Source organism: Dehalobacter sp. TeCB1 (assembly GCF_001707455.1).
Lineage (GTDB): Bacteria > Bacillota > Desulfitobacteriia > Desulfitobacteriales > Syntrophobotulaceae > Dehalobacter > Dehalobacter restrictus.
In genome coordinates this window covers 122,948-141,325 of the sequence record NZ_MCHF01000012.1, presented here as the reverse complement: position 1 = coordinate 141,325, position 18,378 = coordinate 122,948, and the positions used below count along the sequence as shown (strand labels likewise).

25 protein-coding genes and 1 pseudogene are annotated in these 18,378 nt (G+C 44.6%); 23 read left to right on the top strand and 3 right to left on the bottom strand.

Features of this window, described 5'->3' with window-relative positions; translation table 11 throughout:
- Positions 1-380: pseudogene (locus A7D23_RS15980) on the top strand (IS30 family transposase); the annotation flags it as partial.
- A 914-nt stretch (positions 381-1,294) separates the two neighbouring features.
- Here A7D23_RS15980 and A7D23_RS04075 read toward each other — a convergent pair.
- The 3 genes from A7D23_RS04075 to A7D23_RS04065 form a co-directional block, all read right to left on the bottom strand.
- Entirely contained in the window at positions 1,295-1,501 is a 207-nt protein-coding gene (locus A7D23_RS04075) for a YqaE/Pmp3 family membrane protein (RefSeq protein ID WP_068883332.1), read from the bottom strand.
- A 164-nt stretch (positions 1,502-1,665) separates the two neighbouring features.
- On the bottom strand, positions 1,666-2,028 hold the full coding sequence (locus tag A7D23_RS04070; RefSeq protein WP_068883330.1) for a hypothetical protein: 363 nt from the start codon (positions 2,026-2,028) through the stop codon (positions 1,666-1,668).
- A 67-nt stretch (positions 2,029-2,095) separates the two neighbouring features.
- Complete coding sequence (locus tag A7D23_RS04065) at positions 2,096-2,962, bottom strand: LexA family transcriptional regulator (protein WP_068883328.1); 867 nt, start codon at positions 2,960-2,962, stop codon at positions 2,096-2,098.
- A gap of 322 nt (positions 2,963-3,284) precedes the next feature.
- On the opposite strand from A7D23_RS04065, the gene A7D23_RS04060 reads away from it, so the two are divergent.
- The 22 genes from A7D23_RS04060 to A7D23_RS03965 all read left to right on the top strand — a co-directional run bounded on the left by A7D23_RS04060 (position 3,285) and on the right by A7D23_RS03965 (position 18,373).
- Positions 3,285-3,482, top strand: coding sequence for a Rha family transcriptional regulator (locus A7D23_RS04060; RefSeq protein WP_068883326.1), 198 nt, complete (start codon positions 3,285-3,287; stop codon positions 3,480-3,482).
- Between the two features lie 14 nt (positions 3,483-3,496).
- Entirely contained in the window at positions 3,497-3,802 is a 306-nt protein-coding gene (locus A7D23_RS04055; protein WP_068883324.1) for a hypothetical protein, read from the top strand.
- 67 nt (positions 3,803-3,869) lie between these two features.
- Positions 3,870-5,924 (top strand): Mu transposase C-terminal domain-containing protein, encoded by a 2,055-nt coding sequence (locus tag A7D23_RS04050; protein WP_068883322.1) that lies wholly within the window; start codon positions 3,870-3,872, stop codon positions 5,922-5,924.
- A 15-nt stretch (positions 5,925-5,939) separates the two neighbouring features.
- Positions 5,940-6,899 (top strand): AAA family ATPase, encoded by a 960-nt coding sequence (locus A7D23_RS04045; protein ID WP_068883320.1) that lies wholly within the window; start codon positions 5,940-5,942, stop codon positions 6,897-6,899.
- A 12-nt stretch (positions 6,900-6,911) separates the two neighbouring features.
- Positions 6,912-7,067 carry a hypothetical protein gene (locus A7D23_RS15975; protein WP_176714391.1) on the top strand — a complete coding sequence of 52 codons (156 nt, stop codon included), beginning with the start codon at positions 6,912-6,914 and terminating at the stop codon, positions 7,065-7,067.
- Positions 7,060-7,476 (top strand): hypothetical protein, encoded by a 417-nt coding sequence (locus A7D23_RS04040; protein ID WP_068883318.1) that lies wholly within the window; start codon positions 7,060-7,062, stop codon positions 7,474-7,476. Before A7D23_RS15975 ends, A7D23_RS04040 begins: the two co-directional genes overlap by 8 nt.
- A 26-nt stretch (positions 7,477-7,502) precedes the next feature.
- The gene (locus tag A7D23_RS04035; protein WP_068883316.1) at positions 7,503-7,847 is read left to right on the top strand and encodes a hypothetical protein; all 345 of its coding nucleotides are present in this window, start codon (positions 7,503-7,505) and stop codon (positions 7,845-7,847) included.
- Between the two features lie 5 nt (positions 7,848-7,852).
- Complete coding sequence (locus A7D23_RS04030) at positions 7,853-8,131, top strand: hypothetical protein (RefSeq protein WP_068883315.1); 279 nt, start codon at positions 7,853-7,855, stop codon at positions 8,129-8,131.
- Between the two features lie 12 nt (positions 8,132-8,143).
- A complete protein-coding gene (locus tag A7D23_RS04025) occupies positions 8,144-9,028 on the top strand; it encodes an N-acetylmuramoyl-L-alanine amidase (protein WP_068883313.1) in 885 nt (294 codons plus the stop codon).
- Positions 9,025-9,564: a hypothetical protein gene (locus A7D23_RS04020; RefSeq protein ID WP_068883311.1), complete on the top strand. Its 540-nt coding sequence runs from the start codon at positions 9,025-9,027 to the stop codon at positions 9,562-9,564. The genes A7D23_RS04025 and A7D23_RS04020 overlap by 4 nt, the downstream gene beginning before the upstream one ends.
- A 131-nt stretch (positions 9,565-9,695) precedes the next feature.
- Positions 9,696-9,857, top strand: a complete 162-nt coding sequence (locus tag A7D23_RS15970) for a hypothetical protein (RefSeq protein WP_176714390.1) — start codon at positions 9,696-9,698, stop codon at positions 9,855-9,857.
- Entirely contained in the window at positions 9,850-10,359 is a 510-nt protein-coding gene (locus A7D23_RS04015; RefSeq protein WP_068883309.1) for a host-nuclease inhibitor Gam family protein, read from the top strand. The genes A7D23_RS15970 and A7D23_RS04015 overlap by 8 nt, the downstream gene beginning before the upstream one ends.
- A 13-nt stretch (positions 10,360-10,372) precedes the next feature.
- Positions 10,373-10,801, top strand: coding sequence for a regulatory protein GemA (locus A7D23_RS04010; RefSeq protein ID WP_068883307.1), 429 nt, complete (start codon positions 10,373-10,375; stop codon positions 10,799-10,801).
- Between the two features lie 44 nt (positions 10,802-10,845).
- Entirely contained in the window at positions 10,846-11,166 is a 321-nt protein-coding gene (locus tag A7D23_RS04005) for a Mor transcription activator family protein (protein WP_176714389.1), read from the top strand.
- Between the two features lie 106 nt (positions 11,167-11,272).
- Positions 11,273-11,749 (top strand): guanylate kinase, encoded by a 477-nt coding sequence (locus A7D23_RS04000; RefSeq protein ID WP_068883305.1) that lies wholly within the window; start codon positions 11,273-11,275, stop codon positions 11,747-11,749.
- A gap of 10 nt (positions 11,750-11,759) precedes the next feature.
- Positions 11,760-12,083 (top strand): hypothetical protein, encoded by a 324-nt coding sequence (locus tag A7D23_RS03995; RefSeq protein ID WP_068883303.1) that lies wholly within the window; start codon positions 11,760-11,762, stop codon positions 12,081-12,083.
- Entirely contained in the window at positions 12,073-12,372 is a 300-nt protein-coding gene (locus A7D23_RS03990; RefSeq protein ID WP_068883301.1) for a hypothetical protein, read from the top strand. The genes A7D23_RS03995 and A7D23_RS03990 overlap by 11 nt, the downstream gene beginning before the upstream one ends.
- On the top strand, positions 12,366-12,914 hold the full coding sequence (locus tag A7D23_RS03985) for a phage protein Gp27 family protein (protein ID WP_068883299.1): 549 nt from the start codon (positions 12,366-12,368) through the stop codon (positions 12,912-12,914). The genes A7D23_RS03990 and A7D23_RS03985 overlap by 7 nt, the downstream gene beginning before the upstream one ends.
- Position 12,915: 1 nt before the next feature.
- Positions 12,916-13,428 (top strand): antiterminator LoaP, encoded by a 513-nt coding sequence (gene loaP / locus A7D23_RS03980; RefSeq protein ID WP_068883298.1) that lies wholly within the window; start codon positions 12,916-12,918, stop codon positions 13,426-13,428.
- A gap of 137 nt (positions 13,429-13,565) precedes the next feature.
- Positions 13,566-15,287 (top strand): phage terminase large subunit, encoded by a 1,722-nt coding sequence (terL, locus tag A7D23_RS03975; RefSeq protein WP_348980996.1) that lies wholly within the window; start codon positions 13,566-13,568, stop codon positions 15,285-15,287.
- A gap of 132 nt (positions 15,288-15,419) precedes the next feature.
- Positions 15,420-16,802 (top strand): phage portal protein, encoded by a 1,383-nt coding sequence (locus A7D23_RS03970; protein ID WP_068883294.1) that lies wholly within the window; start codon positions 15,420-15,422, stop codon positions 16,800-16,802.
- Complete coding sequence (locus A7D23_RS03965; protein WP_068883292.1) at positions 16,802-18,373, top strand: minor capsid protein; 1,572 nt, start codon at positions 16,802-16,804, stop codon at positions 18,371-18,373. Before A7D23_RS03970 ends, A7D23_RS03965 begins: the two co-directional genes overlap by 1 nt.
- Positions 18,374-18,378 lie beyond the last annotated feature (5 nt).

Below are 18,378 nucleotides of genomic sequence, written 5' to 3'. Positions count from 1 at the left end.
TTCTTTCCGTTTGCCTCGCTGACAACGGTTCAGAGTTTTCAAACCCGAAAGCTTTGGAGTATGATGCACAGGGCCGCCGCAGGACGCGGCTGTACTACTGCGACCCATTCGCATCATACCAGAAGCCCAACGTGGAGTTGAACCACGAGTTCATTAGGAAAATATTGCCCAAAGGCACATCGTTTGACGCCCTGTGCCAAGGGGATATTGACCTTATGATGTCGCATATCAACTCCTATTCCAGGGAGAAACTGGGCGACAAATCGCCGTTGGATGTGTTTAGTTTCATCTACGGGTACGATGATGTCCTTAAAAACCTGGGAATCAGCAGGATTCCTGCTAATAAAATCCTGCTGAAGCCGTCGCTTTTGAAAAAATAATTTCAGTATCATTTAACCCGCAGAACACATCCATACCGATCCTGATCAGGGGGACGCGGTTACTCTGTCCGAAAAACGGTTTCCGGGTACCCCTTTTATTAGTATACTCTTTTTTAGAACTCGGCTGGCAGATTTTCGCTCCATATAATCTGAATCGGCTATTTTTAACAGGTACTATACCTGTTATTCCCAGTATTTTGACAGACTCAATGAAACCCCACTATATTTACTCTGTCAAAGGTTGCATTTACTTTGACCGCTCACCAAATGAAAAAATGAAAAAATCGTCTCTCCATTCGTCTCTCGCCAAAATGAAAAAATGAAAAAATTTATGTAGATTCGCAGGAATTTCTGCAAAACAATAGTATGTAAGAACAAGACGGGTAATCACGGAAATACGTGGGAATAAACGGTTTTCAACAGACGATAACGGAAATTCTTTTGCAGAATTAATTGAATATACATTTTATGGATATTTCAAAAAGAAAAGGCATTGAGAACGCTGGAAGTAGCATTTTTAAAGGAACAGAGCGTTTTTTATGCCTTGTTTTTATTTTAGCATAAACGCTCGGGAAAAATATATGTTACCGCCGTTAGAAATTGGCGTTAATGCGTTAGTAAGTGGTTAACACTGATGTTAGAAAACTCAGTATTATCGGGCGTTAGAGCCATTAACGCTAGATGAATTACCCGTTAATAATATCGCAAATTCTCCGGCAAAATATTGAAAAAGCAATGTGACAAAATTGATATTTTTAAAAAAGCTGTCATATTGCCCATTTACCAACGGTTTCAGCGATTTTACCCACCATAAAATTGTCACATTGCAAAATGACAAAAAGTAAGTGAAAAACCAGCATCAAAAACGAAAGCCCACTTCAAATCGAGAAGAGGGCTTTCTGCGGTTATTAATCTTATTTATTTATAGCATTTGCCCTGATGATACTTTCAGTTTGTGTTTTAATCCTTTTATCCGCTTTGTATTCTCTAACAACCAGAATTGCATGAACCGCACCTGGAACCCAAAATATAAGAGTCAGCACAATATTAATCAGGGCTTGAATAGGTTTACCGCATAATAAGACCGCTACAGGGGGTAAAAGTATTGCTAATAGATACACTTCTGTTCAACTCCTTAACTTATCTTGGTTAATTATACCATATTATCAAAAAAAATTGTCACATTACAAAATGACAAATATTATGCAAAAACCCGTCTCGAAAAATGAGACGGGTTTTATTATTTATTACGGAATCATTTCCATAAAAAGGACTAAGAAAAGTCTTATTGTTGTTCTTCATTACCGCCTAAAAATTTTTCTTTATATTCGGAATAGCTCATATACGGACCAATCTCCCACTTCCGTGTTTTAGGATCTCGATAACCACGAGAACTAGTATAATCACGATCATCACCGAAAGAAGCAACAGTAGTACAACGGCAGCCATCATGGAAAGGTTTAAAAGAGCCAGCAGGGATACGTTCTCCGTCGTGAGCTGCACATGTTTCACACATTCGATCATCAAGAGTTCCTAATACTATCTCATACTCAAATAAATCTTCAACTCGATGGGAGCGCTGCTGTTTCTTATTGTTTGTTCCATTCGCCTGTTTGGAAACAGGTCTAAAAAAATCACGTAGCCCCATATTAACTCCTCCGATTTCAATTTTCTAAATGTGGAATCATTTCCACAAAAGGGACTAAAAAAAAGTCTTATTGATCTTCTTCTCCATTGAATTCATATTGCATAGTTATGTTTGCTTCTGCCGCCGGTATTATTCCAGCAACTTTACCAAGTACTTTCACTTTAGCCAGGTCGGTTACTACTATATCTTCCATTGTTTTATTAGCAGGCCTCAATCGGACTTCGTGATCGTACCAGTAAAACTTCTTTATTGTGACATCTCCGTCCACTTTTACCAAAGCAATTTCACCTTGCTCAACTGCCGGCTGCGGAATGATCATGACCAGGTCACCGTTCTGGATCCCGGCGTCGATCATACTCTCGCCTTGTGCTCGCACAATGTAAGTATTCTTTTTGATTTTCTTGGCTGGCACCGGCAGGAATCCCTCTAGAAACTCATCTGCCATGATCGGCATACCGGCAGCAGCTGTTCCTAAGATCGGCAGGTAGACGCTTTTTTCTTCTTTTATAACATCTAGTTCAGGGGCACGATCCAGAGATCGTGTTTGTTTCAATGTTTCTTCTAATATATCAAGATGTCTGTGCGATACGAGCAATGCGGTATAAGCCTTTAATGCTTGCCGGTTTTCTTTATCTAAAAGATTATAAGCGTCAATCAATCTTTGAAGGTCTGGATCCAAAAAAGTTTGAGATATTTCATACTCTTTGCCGGTTAGCAACCAGTCTGCTGATATATTAAAAAATTCAGCAACATCTTTAATAAATATAGCCGATGGCATTACTTCACCAATTTCTACTCGGCCCAGATTTGCGCGGGATACATTGGGTAGTAATTTAGCAAGGTCAGCTTGCGATAATTTGCCATCGCCAAAGCGCTCTCTTAAAGACTTCAGTCTTATTCCGAGCGCTGTTTTAAATGAATCTACTAAATTCATCTTAGGCAAGTCCCTCCTATAATCATATATGCGCATAAATGAGATAAATCATATTATAACCAAATTTCACCCCATATATGCGCATGTTGTTCTTGCAATAACCCAGATATGCGCATATAATAGTTATAGGGAAGAATTTCCACGAGACAAGCGTAACATAGGACCGGCAAACGCACAATGTTAATTTTTGTCGGAATATTTGAGGAAGGGAGTAATAAAGAACCTTAATATGGACACATCAAGGTTCAACGTTTGTCGAAAAAATCCTATAAAGTAATTTTCCACAAATGAGAATATTTAAACATATGGGAGGTGATGAGTCATGAGACTTAAAGAGCTGACCCCGTTCGGTGTCAAAGTCAAACAGGAACTGCTAGAAATACGGATGACCCAGAGTGAATTTTGTGAACTACACAATATTCCTATGAACCGGTTCAGCGAAATCCTTTATGGAAGCCGTCCTGGTACGAAATACAGGGACCTCATAGCTGCTGTTCTAGATATTAAGGAAGCAGCCTAGAAAGGAGATGAAATATGTTGCCAATGAAGTTAAACCGGGCATCTGAAAAAGTGACAGATATCAGAGTTCAGATTGCAAAAACAGATTTCTTAGTGGAATACCTGCAGACAGAAGTCCTTCAAAAGAAGGAAGAAATACTTTCGATCGAAAACGAGATCACGATTTTAAAAGCAAAACAGCAGGGAATCAAAGAAATCATGAATACAGTGCAGGATGAACTTGAAAAACGTCTCACCCTGTTATTTGAATTACACAAGAAGGAGGAAAAAGGCACTATGCCGGTAGCAACAGCACAGTGCCAGGAAACAAAGGTCGGTTGAACCGACACTTACACTTCAATTTTACTACGTAAACTAGGCGTCGACAACCAGGGAAGGAGGAAAGAGTTTGCCTGAAGATATCTTTCTAACAATAGAAGAAGCCGCCGACTTGGAAAGCATTAAATATAACACCTTATTGCAAAGAATTCTCAGGAATCCTGAAGATTTCAATACAAAATCCATTACTTCCTTCAGTGGCGGCAAAGAACGTGTACTGGTCGGGCTGTCTTCCCTTAGTCCAAAAGCTCAGAAAGCATATGCCAAAATCCAGACGGATGGGATCATCAAGGAAATGATTGAAGATAAAACCTCCGGCAGCGTGCCCTGGTACATGGAAGTTGATCTTAACTGGTATATAGAAAACAACAAGCAGCAGTTTTATGAAGCTGTAGAACTTTGCAACCGGATCGGTGAATTTATCATGTACCGGGGCACCAATAAAACCGAATTTGCAGAAAATCTTGCAAACAGCCTGGGGATCAGTCAGCGATCGCTGTACGACTACTGTAAAAAATACGCCGAGGCCAATGCCTGGGCTGAGAAACAAGCCATGAAGGACGGGCAAAGCCACGATTACTTCAAAGTCCTGGCACTCTGCAGAAAGCCAAGCCAAAGATACAAGTTTCCATCCCTTTCCTTGGAAATGAGGTCATTCATCAATAACCTCTGGTATGACAGAGAATTTGCGCAGAATCAGGGAACCGTGGAAATGGCCTATACTAGGCTTGAAAAACAGGCGTCAGTGAAAAGCTGGGAGATTCCTTCCTACAGCACAGTGGCAAGATACATCCAGTTTGAAATGAACATCAATATGGGAGAGCCTGTCCGATACTACCAGACAGTTGGGGAACGGGCCTTTAAACGGGACAGAATGGTAAAGGCATCTAGAAACACAAAAGCGCTGCCGGTCATGGGCCTGATCCAAGGGGACGGACATACTTTCGACTGCTGGGTGAAATACACGCATCCAAACGGCAAAGTATCAGCGGTTAAGCCGGTGCTTGTCGGTTGGGTGGACACCAGAACCAGGGTACTTGTCGGGAAAAGAATCTGCCATCACTCCAATTCACAGGTGATCAAACAAGCTCTTATAGACATGATCTACACCTACGGTGTACCGGAATACATGCTTATAGACAATGGTAAGGATTATACCGCAGAGTGTCTGACCGGTAGGAATAGAAAAGATCGCATCAGCTTTGACAGCGAGACAATCGGCTTTTATAAGAGCATCGGCATCAAGGATGATGCACGCAGCCTGCCCTATCAGCCCTGGTCAAAAGCTCAGGTGGAAAGATTTTTCGGAACGGTCTGCAGCCGGTTTACAAAATGGCTAAGCAGCTACACCGGCACCCTCACGGGCCGGAGAACCGCCGCCAAGATCAACAAAGATATTCCGAAGCTCTTAGAAAAGGACCATCTGCTTTCCATGGAAGAGTTTGCAGCCCTATTCGACAAGTGGGTGAAGGAAGAATATCACCAGCACGAACATAAGGGCCTGAAGAAAATGAAAGAATCGCACACAAAGCCGATCGAGCTATTTGAAAAGGCAGAAGAAAAATACATCAAAGCTCCCCCGCCCAGGTCCTATGCGGCAATGCTCATGATGAGAGCTGAAAGAGTCCACGTCTATAATATCGGCATCCGGAAATTTGGTTATGAGTACAGGGCACCAGAACTTTGTGACTATATTGACAAGAAAGTAGACATTAAATGGGATGAGAGCGATATCACCAGGCTTTATGTCTACACCCTGGAAGGTCAAAAAATCTGTGAAGCAGAAAGCCAGGAGCTGCTGCTAATCGCTCCAAAAGTACCTCAGAAAGCTTTGGAAGATCATATGAAAATGCAGAAACAGCAGCTTAAGAGCATTCGTGACAGGGCCAACCAGTATACCACTCCCCTGGAGGAGCTTGCCGAGAATTACAGCACTCACAAAAGTACTTTCGGGTTTATGATCGGCAATGAACCGGCGAAGAATGATAAACTAGTAACCCTGCCAACAGATAAACAGTTCCGGGATGACGCGATAGAAAAGAAAGCGCGGAGATCGCGCAAAGAAAGCGGATATTTCAAAGAGCAGGCTGAAGAAGCTCTGCAGAAATTAAGAAACTTGAGTTAATGGAGGAATTTAGAGATGGAAGTAGCAACCATTTATCCAATCAGCGCCGGAGATCAGCAACTGATCGATAAGGCCAACGAATATATCAAGGCTAAAAGAATCAGCAAAGAAGAGTTCGCTAAAGAGATCAGTTATTCAAGACCGGCAGTGTCGCAGTTCTTAAACGGGAAGTACGAGTCTAAATCCGGAGACATCAGAGAGCGGATCGCCGCCCACCTGAATATCACCCAGGACAACCTTTCCAGCCTGAGACCGGTGGAAATCAAGAAACCTTCCTTTTTTGAGAGCCGGGACGCAGCTAATATTATTGGTGTCTGCAATTCCTGCCAAAAATATAATGGCCTTGGCGCGATCATAGGAAAAAGCGGCTTTGGCAAGACATTCACGCTTGAATACTACGGCAAATTACCGAAAGTGGCCTATGTTGTTTGTAATGATGCCATGAATTCCAAAGACCTGCTGGCTACGATTGAGCGGTCCATCGGGCTGCCGATCGGCACGGGGACCAACTCCATGCGCGCCAATAAAATCTGCGAATTCTTTGATATCAACCGGGGTTATCTGCTTATTATCGACGAGGCCGACAAGCTCCTGGGCAAATACACCCAGAAGAAAATGGAGATCCTGCGCGGTATCTTCGACGGAGCAAAAGTCGGAATGATTGTCGCCGGTGAAGAGCAGCTGGAAAGCATGATTAAATCCTATATTCCCAGGTTTGCCAACAGAATAGAGTTTTACTTCAAATTGAAAGGGCTCACAGCTGAGGAAATCAGAGAATATCTGGGAAGCCTTGGTCTTGAGTTCGCCGAAGAAGTAATCCAGGAGATCATCCGTCGCGGGACCAACGTAAGAACAGGATGCTTCCGGCTCTTCGACAGGACCTTAAACAATATCCTCCGGATCCTGGCCGGAGACGCAAGCAAGCCTGTCACCCTGCAGGCCCTGGATAAAGCAAGTGAAATGATGATGTTGTAGGGAGGGCTTCGGATGAAACACGGTAAGAATCCCACCAGAAAACAAAAGGAAATGCTTAAAGAATCCGGTCTCGATCCGGAAAACTGGCTGGTAGTCAAAAATACTACCGGCCAATTGCAATTGATTCACCGAACAACGGGCAGTCAGCGGGTGATCTTGCATGGCTGAAAACGAAATCCTTGGCAGTAAGGAGATTGAACAGCTCCGAGACGCGATCGCGCATATTTTAAAGACCAGCAGCATGGATAAAGAAGAACTGGTGTATAAGGAAAAAGAGCTGCAGGACCTTCTTCATGAAATCGAGTTTGCGGACAGCTGCGACGGCAATTACTTTGAAGACTTTATCGTAAGACTTCAGCAGCACCGGCGGGAAAGACGGAAACTGAAAGACGAACTGTTTATCATAGAGCCGGTTGCGGAGCTGCTTAGAGAAAAGTATCCCAACCTTATAAACGACCTGAACAAAGCCCTGGGAAGATGCCGTAAGGGTGAAGAAACCATTCAAAACAGAACCTACACTCCCAGGACAAACATCTTTAAGCAGCTCTTGGAAGATGATGTGAAAAAAGAAGCTTAGTGCAAGGATCAGTAAGGAGGTAGTCAATGAGAACCATATCGATTGATATTTCTGAACGGTTAGAAGAGCTACTGACTCAATTCCATCATACGGATACGATGGCGACCAATAGACCCATATTTATAGTCCGGGACAGGCTGGACCATTGTGAAGAATGCGACCCGGATTGCGACGGAGAACGGTGTATAGAACATATCGACAAATCCTTTCATTTCTCTTTGGAGGAGGCCCGAAAATACTTGAAATATCAAGAGCATAATCTTTCAAATCCGTATATTTTTGGTCATTCTCCAGGCTATGCCAACGAAGGCGACTTTATTCCCTTTTATGATCTACTCAAGAGCATTGCTGAAAAGCTTGAAAGAAGGTGAAAGTAGTGTCCCGGAAAAAGAACAAGAAAGCCAAGGCTCAAGATAAATTCTTGAACAAACAAGAACCGGCTCAGGATGCACCTCAAAAAAACCAGTATTCCAATCCAATTATCGGGTTAGCAAGGTTATTTGAATTTCTGGGAAGCTGCCAGAGCTTTCCTGTCAACGTGAGGACTGCAGCATGTGTTTCCGGAATTGCCGAAGATGAAGTCCGCAGAATCTTACAAGGTTCCCTATACTACTTCGTTTGGAAAGACGATATTTCAAACTGCCGAACGGCTTAAGGAGGAAAAAAGATGTTTAAAGTATGTATTGACCCCGGACACAACGAAATTGGAGCTGACACAGGTGCCAGGTCCAAAAATCTGGTCGAGGAAATCCTGACGCTCATAATTGCCAAAAAGGTTAAGCAGGGTTTGGAAGCTCAGGGAAGCTTCGCTGTAATAATGACCAGAGAAGGCCAGACCGTTAACGGCCCGGCCACTACTCTTCTGGATTCCCTTCGCACCAGGTGCAAAATAGCCAATGAAGCCAATGCCGATCTGTTTGTATCAATCCATATCAACGCTGGTGGTGGTACCGGATCAGAGGTACTGATCTATAGTACTGGTGGAAAAGCTGAATCCTGTGCCAAGATCATGGCCCCGCTGATCGCTGATGCTGGTTCCTGGTTAAACCGAGGAGTAAAAACACAGAACGTCCATGTTTTAAGAGAAACCACTATGCCGGCGATTCTCACTGAAAACGGGTTCATTGACACCGACAAGGATTATCAGAAGTTACTTAAAGATAGTGTCCTTCAGGATATCGCTGACGCCCATGTGCTGGGGATATGCAATTACTTCGGTGTCCAGTATAAGACCACCACGATGGCTGCCGCCAAAGTCGAAGTATCCCCAGCCAAGACCGCAGCTCTTCCTTTCCTAATTATCTTCTCGGGTGAAGCTGAATACCGGGTAATGCCTTATTTGCAGGAAGTAATGAAAGCGCCGGCAATTCCCCTGGCGGCCATTTCTGAGACAGTGGTCAATGCGTCCCAGAAACTCATCGGGATCGGTGGAAAATCAGAAGATTATGTGCTTGCCGGGAAAAAACTCACCTTGTATAAACACTTCGCTGGCAGCGATCGGATAGGAACAGCTGAAGAAGTTATCAAGGCTGCCAAAGGAGGGGTATCATGAGCCAGCTGGACAATACCCTCAAAAGAGAAATTCTTCAATCTGAATTACAGCTGCATGAAATAATCATGGAAAAAGACATTGAGACCAGTCATTCCGAGGTGACAAGGTACTGGCTGCCGGAAGCATTTGAATGGTTCAAGGACACCAGGCCGCAGGTATTTGTCTCTAAAACTTTAATCCGGTTAACGGAAGAAGCTGTGGTGCTGGCCGGCTTTGATACAGAAAGCATTATTAATATCGGCGTCAATAAAGGGTTCATCGCTTTCAGGAAAGATACCCAAGGTTTGACTGCAAAGCCAGACTCGGCAGTACAAGGCTTATGTTTCCAAGGCCAGAAGGTAGCTGCTCTGCTCGAAAAGAACGGATACAGCCTGCCCTGCCAAATGGTGTGCCAATGGGATGCAATGAATAAGATGCTGGTCGCTCAGAAACCTTCTACAAAGGATGTTGCACATGAGAAGTCCAGGGGAAAGGATCATCGAGATCCTGAACAGGTTCAAAGAAAACGAAGTTCCAAGAGCAGAAACCCTGAATGATATCCTTCGTGTTTTAAGATCAACCTGTGAGAACTGTAAACACCGCACGGAATCGAAGAAGCTTGAGGATGAGCGCCAAGAGTTATTAAAAGATATTCAAGACGGATTTTAATTATAAGGAGGATAATGATATGCAAGCGATCGCGGCGGATTCAACCCAATGGGATTATATCCCGGTCGGAGTAATTGAGGATATGCACCGTTTAACCGGTGCCTGTGTAAAAATTGAGGACGGAGCAGTCAAAGGCTTCTTCTATGAAGGAAAAACGGAGGGTGAAATCAAAAATGGCTAAATCTGCAAGAGTCCGGATGCCGGAGCAAGGCCCAAAGCTTTCAAGCTGGGAAGACGTTGACCTTTGTATGAAAGAAATCTGCGAGTATGAAATGGCAATCGAAAAACAAGAAGCCGAACTGACACAGAAAATTCAGGATCTTAAGTTGGAAGCCGAGGACAATGCGAAACCTTTCCAGAAACGGATCGAGGAGCTGGCGGCAGATATCAAGGAATACACTGAAAACAACCGCCTTGAGATGAAGGGCAAAACGCAGGAACTTAATTTTGGCAAACTGGGGTACCGTAAATCTACAAAGCTAATAATCCGATCTGCGGTTAAGGTCCTGGAAGCTCTAAAAAAGAGAAAAATGGACGACTGTATCAATATCAAAACCACCATAAATAAAGACGTCCTGGCTAAATACGACGACGATACTATCCTGGAAGTCGGGGCCATGAAAAAGGTCGAAGATGTTTTCTGGTACGAGACGGACCGCGAAAAGATAAAAACTGTATCTTAGGAAGGTGGCCTGTATGGCAAGAGCAGCCTTAAACCGCAACCAAACAATCAGGAACATCTGGGGGATGGCTAAAAACGAGCTAGGCATGACTGAAGATGATCTCCGGGCTGCAATGTATCAGGCAACCGGAAAAGACAGCATGCGGCTATGCACGGAAAAGGAGCTCTTTCAGATATTATGCTATCTGGGAAGAATTAAGGATCTGCAGAATACCCAGCCCGGCAAAGCAACCCCCAGACAGATCTGGAAGATAGAGCAACTGGAACAAAAGCTTGGCTGGTCCGACAATCCAAAACGCTTAAGAAAATTCATGGAAAAGTACTCAGGCGTTGAAAAGCTGGAATGGCTGGAATTTGACCAGGCATCCGATCTCATTGAATCGTTGAAAAAGGTTTTAAGACACAGTAAAAAAGATTCGCAAGAAAAACTACAAAAATGTTAAGCTTGATTTTCCCTTTCAAATCCTGTATAAAGGAGGTAATTGGTTTGACCTATGAAGAATGGATGGATGAGATAAAACTCGAAGACCTTCCCTTGTGTTACAGGGAAATGGTTGAATTGATTGGGTTCTCAAATACCTTGAAGCTTGCCGACAAATACCAGGGTACCGGATTTTACTTCCACAAGCTTGACTCAGCCATCCAGGAATCCAGGAATAAACGGATTAAGGTTGAGTTTAATGGAAGTAACCAGAAGGAGCTGGCAAGAAAATATCGTTTATCCGAGGTCTGGATCCGGCAGATATTAGCCGACCAGGGTTATGATGAAAACCAGCTAACATTGTTCGATAACGCCCAGGGCTTATAAACTAAATTTCTAAAGTACTTTTCTCGAAGGCTTAAGCCTTTGAGGTATAAAATCTCAGTATAAACTGGGATTTTTTATTTTGCTCAAATTTAAGGAGGAATGCCCGATGCCGGCGGAAGTCACTACCCTGATAACCCAAGTGTTATCCAATCTGGCCCTTGGAATTATTGCTCTCTTGGGAGCGCTGATCTCTTTGTATGTCAGGAAAGGGATTAAGAAACTCCAGGCCGAGACCCAGAAGATTAACGATGAAGCAACCAGAACTGTTTTCGATGCTGCACTCACCAGGTTGAATGATGTCGCATTAAAGACAGTGAACGCCATTGAACAAACCACCAAGAAAGACATCCTGAAAGCTGTGAGCGATGGAACGGCCAACCGCGATCAGTTAAAGAATCTTGCCTTTGATGCTTATGAAGAAATAGTGGCAACTCTCGAACCGGAATACAGAAATCTACTCGAAGGCTCGTTGGGTGACGCCCAGACCTATATTATGAACCTGATTGAAGAAAAGCTTGAGGAAGTAAAAGCTAAAAAAGTAGTTATCGATTTGGGGAATACCTCCCCTGAAGTAACCGTTTAGGGGGATATTCATGGACGTCGAGCTGTACAAAATTGCTGTGGGTGTCTTGGTCGGAATTCTGTCATCGGGACTCGGTATAATCAGTTATTTCGTGAAGGACACCCGTTCCAAGATTGATAAAAATATCGAAGAAAATGAAAAGCAGGTTGAAAAGCTCAGGGATGAATTTGCAGCATTTAGAGCCTTCCTTCCCCGAGAATTCGTAATGAGGGACGATTTTATCCGTTCTCAAGCATCCCTGGATAATAAGGTGGATACCATTAGCCGGGATATCCTGGACATAAAAGAAAGCATCGGCAAACTGTTTGGAGGTGAAGGAAACTGTGCTAATTGATGCTCGCGAAATCAGAGGCAGAATACTCAAAATCTTAAATGTTGATTACACTAATGGCGCTAATGATCGGACAATCGGACTGACACTCAATGATATCCATTATTCGGTATCTCCCGCCGAAAAAGATGCCCATATACAGTTCCTTATCGATCTGGGTTATGTCCAAGCCGAACAGATTGAGAATGAAAAGCTGGGGCTTTGTATGAAGGTACTGAAGCTCACACCCAAAGGCAAAAACGTTGTCGATGGATATGAGCCGGCTGATCCCGGAGTGAAGGTCAAATGGTAGACAACAGACGAAAGCACCATAAAGTCACCACATTCCCTAGTGAAATCAAGGAAGCTGTAGACCGACAGCTGGTTTCCGGTAAGACCTATAAAGAAATTGTCGGTTGGCTTAACCAAATGGGCCATAATATCGGGATGAGTTCAGTCCAAAGATATGGGAGCGACTTTCTTACAAAACTGGAAAAACTCAAGCTTATTAAAGACCAGGCGAAAACAATCATCGACAGCAACCCGGAGACGCCGGCCACAGAAATGGCTGAAGCAGCCAACCAATTAGCAATTCAGCTGATCACCGAAAAACTGATGGAAGTTGAAAACCTGGACGGGGCAAAGATTACTGAAATATTTAAAGCATTGGCCCTTCTGGAGCGCAGCGCGACCTCCAGGGAGAAGCTGAAATTCGAGTTCGATAAAGGTCTCAAGGCAGCTACCAATAAGGTCAAAGAAATGCTGCAGAAAGAGATCAACGGCGATCCGGATCTTCTTGCCAGATTGATTCAACACGTAGACGCCATCCAAAACCGGACTGCAGAAGGTGGCTAATATGGCTAATGAAAACCTGTGGTATGTCCTTCAGGTCCGTACCGGAAAAGAAACAGATATCAAGGCCAAGATTATGGAGGCTATTTCAAAAGAAGCTTGCCGAGTCTTAGCTCCGGAAAGAGTACTCATCGAGCGAAGACAAGGCCGCTATCTTCAAATCACGCGGATTATGTTTCCAGGATACCTTTTTCTTAACGTAGCACTCAATGATTCAATTTATTACCAAATCAAGCAAGTACCGAATATTATCCGGTTCCTGGGTACCACAAGGCCAACGCCGGTCTCGAACGAACAGATGCAGCCGATTCTTCGGATGTGCAGCCTTGGAGAGCTGATCGATATATCAAAGATCAGCGTTGGAAAAACAGTGGAAGTCATTGAAGGGGCACTGCAAGGATATGTCGGGAACATTGTCAGCATTGACAAACGTAAGAAAAGAGCGAGAGTCAGGTTCCAAATCTTAGATGAAACCAAAGAAATTGACTTAGGGATTGAAGTTGTAGGCAGCAACTAACCCCCTATCCTACATTCAGCAGAGTAATATTGCAGACTGTTGCGGCGTCGTAATAGAGCTTTGCGATTATTGTTTTAAGCGCTTACCGGCACTTCAGGTGACGGATGGCGCAGCTATGCCAAATTGGGGGTGTGGTCTTGGGCCTGCTTAATGACCTTATTAAACAGAATAAAACCGAAAAATCTCATGAGGATATTCTTGAGCTTAGACGGCTTATTGGGGAATATATCAACAAGGATGATTCTCCTGAAAGAGTAAAGATCCGGCAGGAATTCTTAGACGGAAAACCATTATCCGGAGAAACCGGGATCCGTCGGAAGCTTGGCGCTATCGATCTGGAATTCTTTGGCCGGGCATACTTCCCCCACTACTTCTTCCGTCCCAGCCCCACCTTTCACCGGGAGCTGGATCAAATTTGGCATAACGGAGTTCTAAAGGCGTCATTTCCTACTTCCAGGGAAGAGTCCCAAATCATCAGCAGGATGAAGGGATCGAAGTCGGCTCTGGCCGCACCGCGTGGTCATGCCAAGTCAACCAATGTAACCTTTAAAGATACCATCCACGCCGTGGTTTACGAATACAAACATTATATCCTGCTTCTCTCCGACAGCTCCGATCAGGCCGAGGGCTTCTTGAGTAATATCCGGGAAGAGTTTGAAGAAAACGAAGCCATCCGGGAAGACTTCGGCGATCTGGCCGGCAAGATCTGGCGCAATAACGTCCTGCTGACCGTAACCAATATTAAGATCGAGGCGATCGGTTCCGGCAAGAAGGTCCGTGGACGGAAGCATAAAAACTGGCGTCCGGATCTGATTATCCTAGACGATATTGAAAACGACGAAAACGTCCGTACCCCCGAGCAGCGCAAGAAGCTGGAAAACTGGTTTTACAAGGCTGTATCTAAAGCTGGGGATGATTATACGGACATTGTCTATATTGGGACAGTTCTTCACTATGATGCACTGCTGATGAAGATACTCCGTAATCCGGGGTATATGACCATCAAATACCAGGCGGTCATATCTTTTGCCGTCAATAAGGGCCTTTGGGATCAGTGGGAACGCATCTATACCGATCTGGCTAACCAACAGCGGGCAGCCGATGCACAAGCCTTTTTTGAAGCGCATAAGGAAGACATGCTGGAAGGCACCAAAGTCCTTTGGGAAGAAAAGCTTTCCTACTATGACCTGATGGTCTCCAAAGTGGATGAAGGTGAAGCAAGCTTTTATTCCGAGTTTCAGAACGAGCCGATCAATCCGGATGACTGCCTGTTTAATGAAGAATGGTTCGACTTCTATAACGCCTACACGATTGATTTCAAAGTGGGTTTTACCTTCTTCGGCTTCGTGGATCCGTCGCTAGGTAAGACGAAAAAGTCCGACTACAGCACAATCATCACCCTTGCCAGGGAAGATAGCACCGGGTACCTTTACGACCTTGACGCCGATATCGAGCGCCGGCACCCGGATAAGATTATTGAGGATGTTTTGGAAAAAGAACGCTGGCTGCGGATAACCTACGGCAAAGGTTATAAAAAGTTCGGCTGCGAAACAAACCAGTTCCAATTCTTCCTAAAAGAGCAGCTGGCAAAAGCCAGTGCCAAAGCCGGACTCTACCTCCCAATCGAGGAGGTCAACCAGACAACGAACAAAGAGCTGCGCATCGAGAGCCTGCAACCGGATATCAAGAATAAGTATATTAAGTTCAATCCGGCTCATAAAACCCTGCTTGAACAGCTCAAATTCTTTCCGATGGCAGCCAACGACGACGGGCCTGATGCGCTGGAAGCCTGCCGGACCTTAGCCGGTGGAAACAAACGGAAACTGAGAACCTTAAGCAAACGGCTCTTGGGATTGTAACAAGCCCCATATTTGCCCTGTGTGCGTTTTAATAATATGGGGGGTTACTTACCTATTCTTGAAAATTGGTAACGCAAAATAACGCGGATTAACGCTAAATTAACGCAGGTATATAAGGAGGGTAATCCTCGTATGGACAATATCGAAAACTTTCCGCGAAAACCGCCGCGGATTTTCATGTCAAAAGATACGGTCATGACTCCGGCACTTTTGGAAAAGCTTGTTCAAAAACATATAGCCTTCAGCGTTCCTAGATATGATCTCTTACAGAAGTATTATGAAAAAGAGACAAAAATCACCGAACGCAAGATGGCCGATCCGGAAAAGCCAAATAACAAATTAGTCAATGACCATGCCGGTTATATTGTGGATGTAGCCAGCGGCTATTTCATGGGAAAATCCGTCGATTATAACTCGGATGATAACGGCTTGATTCAGGAGCTGGACAATGTATTTAAAGCCTGTGATGAAGGCAGCAACAATTATGAGCTGGCAAAACAGGCTGGGATTAAAGGACATTCCTTTGAACTGCTATATGTTGATGAAGATGCCCAGCCCCGCTTAAAGTGGCAGGATCCGATCGAAACCATTGTCGTTTATGACGACAGTATCGAACATAATATCCTGTTCGGTATCCGCTACTACCTGACCAATGATCTATTTACAGATACCCTAAAAGAACATGCCGAGGTTTATGACGCCACGAAAATCCAGTATTACGATAAAATTAACACTGCCTGGGTCATGGCCGGCGAGCAACCGCATAATTTTACGGATGTTCCGATCATTGAATACCTTAACAATGAAGAACGGATCGGAGATTTTGAAGGGGTCCGCAGCCTAATTGATGCCTACGACAAAAGCCAGTCGGATACCGCAAATGATACGGAATACTTCACAGATGCTTATTTGGTGCTGGCCGGTTACGGAGATATGGAAAAGGAAGATATCAAGGAAATGAAGGAAAACCGGGTGCTTCTGGTAGACAAAGAAGGATCCGCGCAGTGGTTGATCAAAGAAATCAATGATGCGTCTTTGGAGAATACCAAGAACAGGCTGCAGAAGGATATTCACCGTTTTTCCAAAGTACCGAACCTAACCGACGAAGAATTTGCCGGTAACCTGTCCGGCGTGGCCTTGGGCTACAAACTCTGGGGCGTGGAGCAGCTTGCCACCATCAAAGAACAAAAGTTCAGGCAGGCGATACGGCAGCGGAACCGGCTCCTTGTGGAGTTTATCAACCTGAAAAAAGGTACCAGTTATGATCCGGAAAAGGTCAAGATTAAGTTCTACCGGAACATTCCTAAAAACGTCCTGGAAGCTACTGAAATAGTATCCAATATCAGCGGCATCGTCAGCCGGGAAACCCAGCTGGAAAATCTGCCGATCGTTGAGGATGTCAAAGACGAACTGAAACGTATCAAGAAGGAACAGCAGGAACAACTGGACGGACTGGGATTTACCCCTTCTATCCAAACTAATCGAACAGATAATTCGCCGGCAGGTGAATCCTGATGGACATGAAAGACCAGTCCCGCGATCGGGCCGCAGAGTATTTCCTGAAGACTGAAAAGGATTTGGAGAAGATCAAACGTATTTACCAGTTATCCCTTGCAGATATTGAAAAAGAACTTTCCAAATTCTATGCCCGGTACGCTGCGGAAAATCAGATCAGCCTGGCTGAAGCCCAGAAGGTACTGAATAGCAGAGAGTTAAGCGAATTCTGGATGACGCTGGAAGAATACCTGGCTATGGCTCAAAACAATGCTGACGGCAGGTATGCCAAGGAGCTGGCTAATCTCAGCAAGAAAGTACAGGTCACCCGGATGCAGGCCCTTCAGGCTCAGATTCAGATGCAGCTTGATGGAATGTATGAAAAGTACCAGGAAGAAACAGCTGATATTTTGGGAAGTACCTATGAGTCCAACTATTACCGATCGATCTATGAAATCAACTCTAAGCTTGGCATCGGTGTGGACTTTGCCCTATTGAATCCGGAGCTGGTGGAAAAAGCAATCAATTTCCCCTGGTCTGGAATGAGTTTTTCTGAAAGGATCTGGGGACAAAAAGACCGCCTGGTAAGCAATATGCAGAATGTCATTTCTCAAGGGTTAATCCAGGGAAAGTCCATTCAGAAAATGACGGCGGACGTTTCCCGGAGGATGGAAGTCGGTTACGCTGACGCACACCGCCTGATCATGACCGAGACCAGCCGTGTAATCAATCAGGGTACCCTGGATGGATATAAAAAGAGTCAGATCGTAGAAATGTATGAGTATCTGGCTGAATTGGATGTCCATACATCAGATATCTGCCGGGCACTTGACGGGAAGAAGTATAAGATATCTAACGCCGAAATCGGGAGCAATTATCCGCCGACTCACCCGAACTGCCGCAGCACAACCGTTGCTTATTTTGGGGATGATGCGGGAGCCAAAGTTGCCAGAGTTGCCAGGGAATTTTCCGGCCAAACCTATAACGTGCCGGCTGGGATGAAATACCAGGAATGGTATGATGCCCACGTTAAAGATCAGGTTTCAGCCTGGCTGCGCGAGCAGAAACCAAAATCCCAGGAGAAATTCCTGAAGGGTAAGCAAAAACGGATTCTCTTCCAGGCGGGGATCCTGCAAGAAGAAGATTTCCATAGGTCCTTACAGGAATTGCAAAATAATGGTATACTGACCATAACTGATGGCACGGTGAAACATGCTTCCCAAGGGGTATTTACCGAAGTTAGACACCGGCTCAAAGAAGGCGGTCACGGACAAAGCAGCCTGGCTTATATGGATAAGCATAAGATTGAGTACAATGTTGTCAAGACGTATTCTAACGGTGTCCGGACAGGCAATGTGCCGTTCCATAAGATCAAGCAAAAGCGCACCGGGGACAATCAGTCCTGGTTCCCTGAAGCCTGGGATGATGAAAAGATTCAAATCGCCGGCACCTACGTTGCCAATCAGCTAAAGGCCGGGGAACGCAAGGCTTTTGCGGTATATGAGAATGTGAAAATCGGCGTAATTCTGGATGAGGACAATAAAGTAACGACGATATTTCCGGACTCCAATCAAGACCATTTAAAGGAATGAGGTGA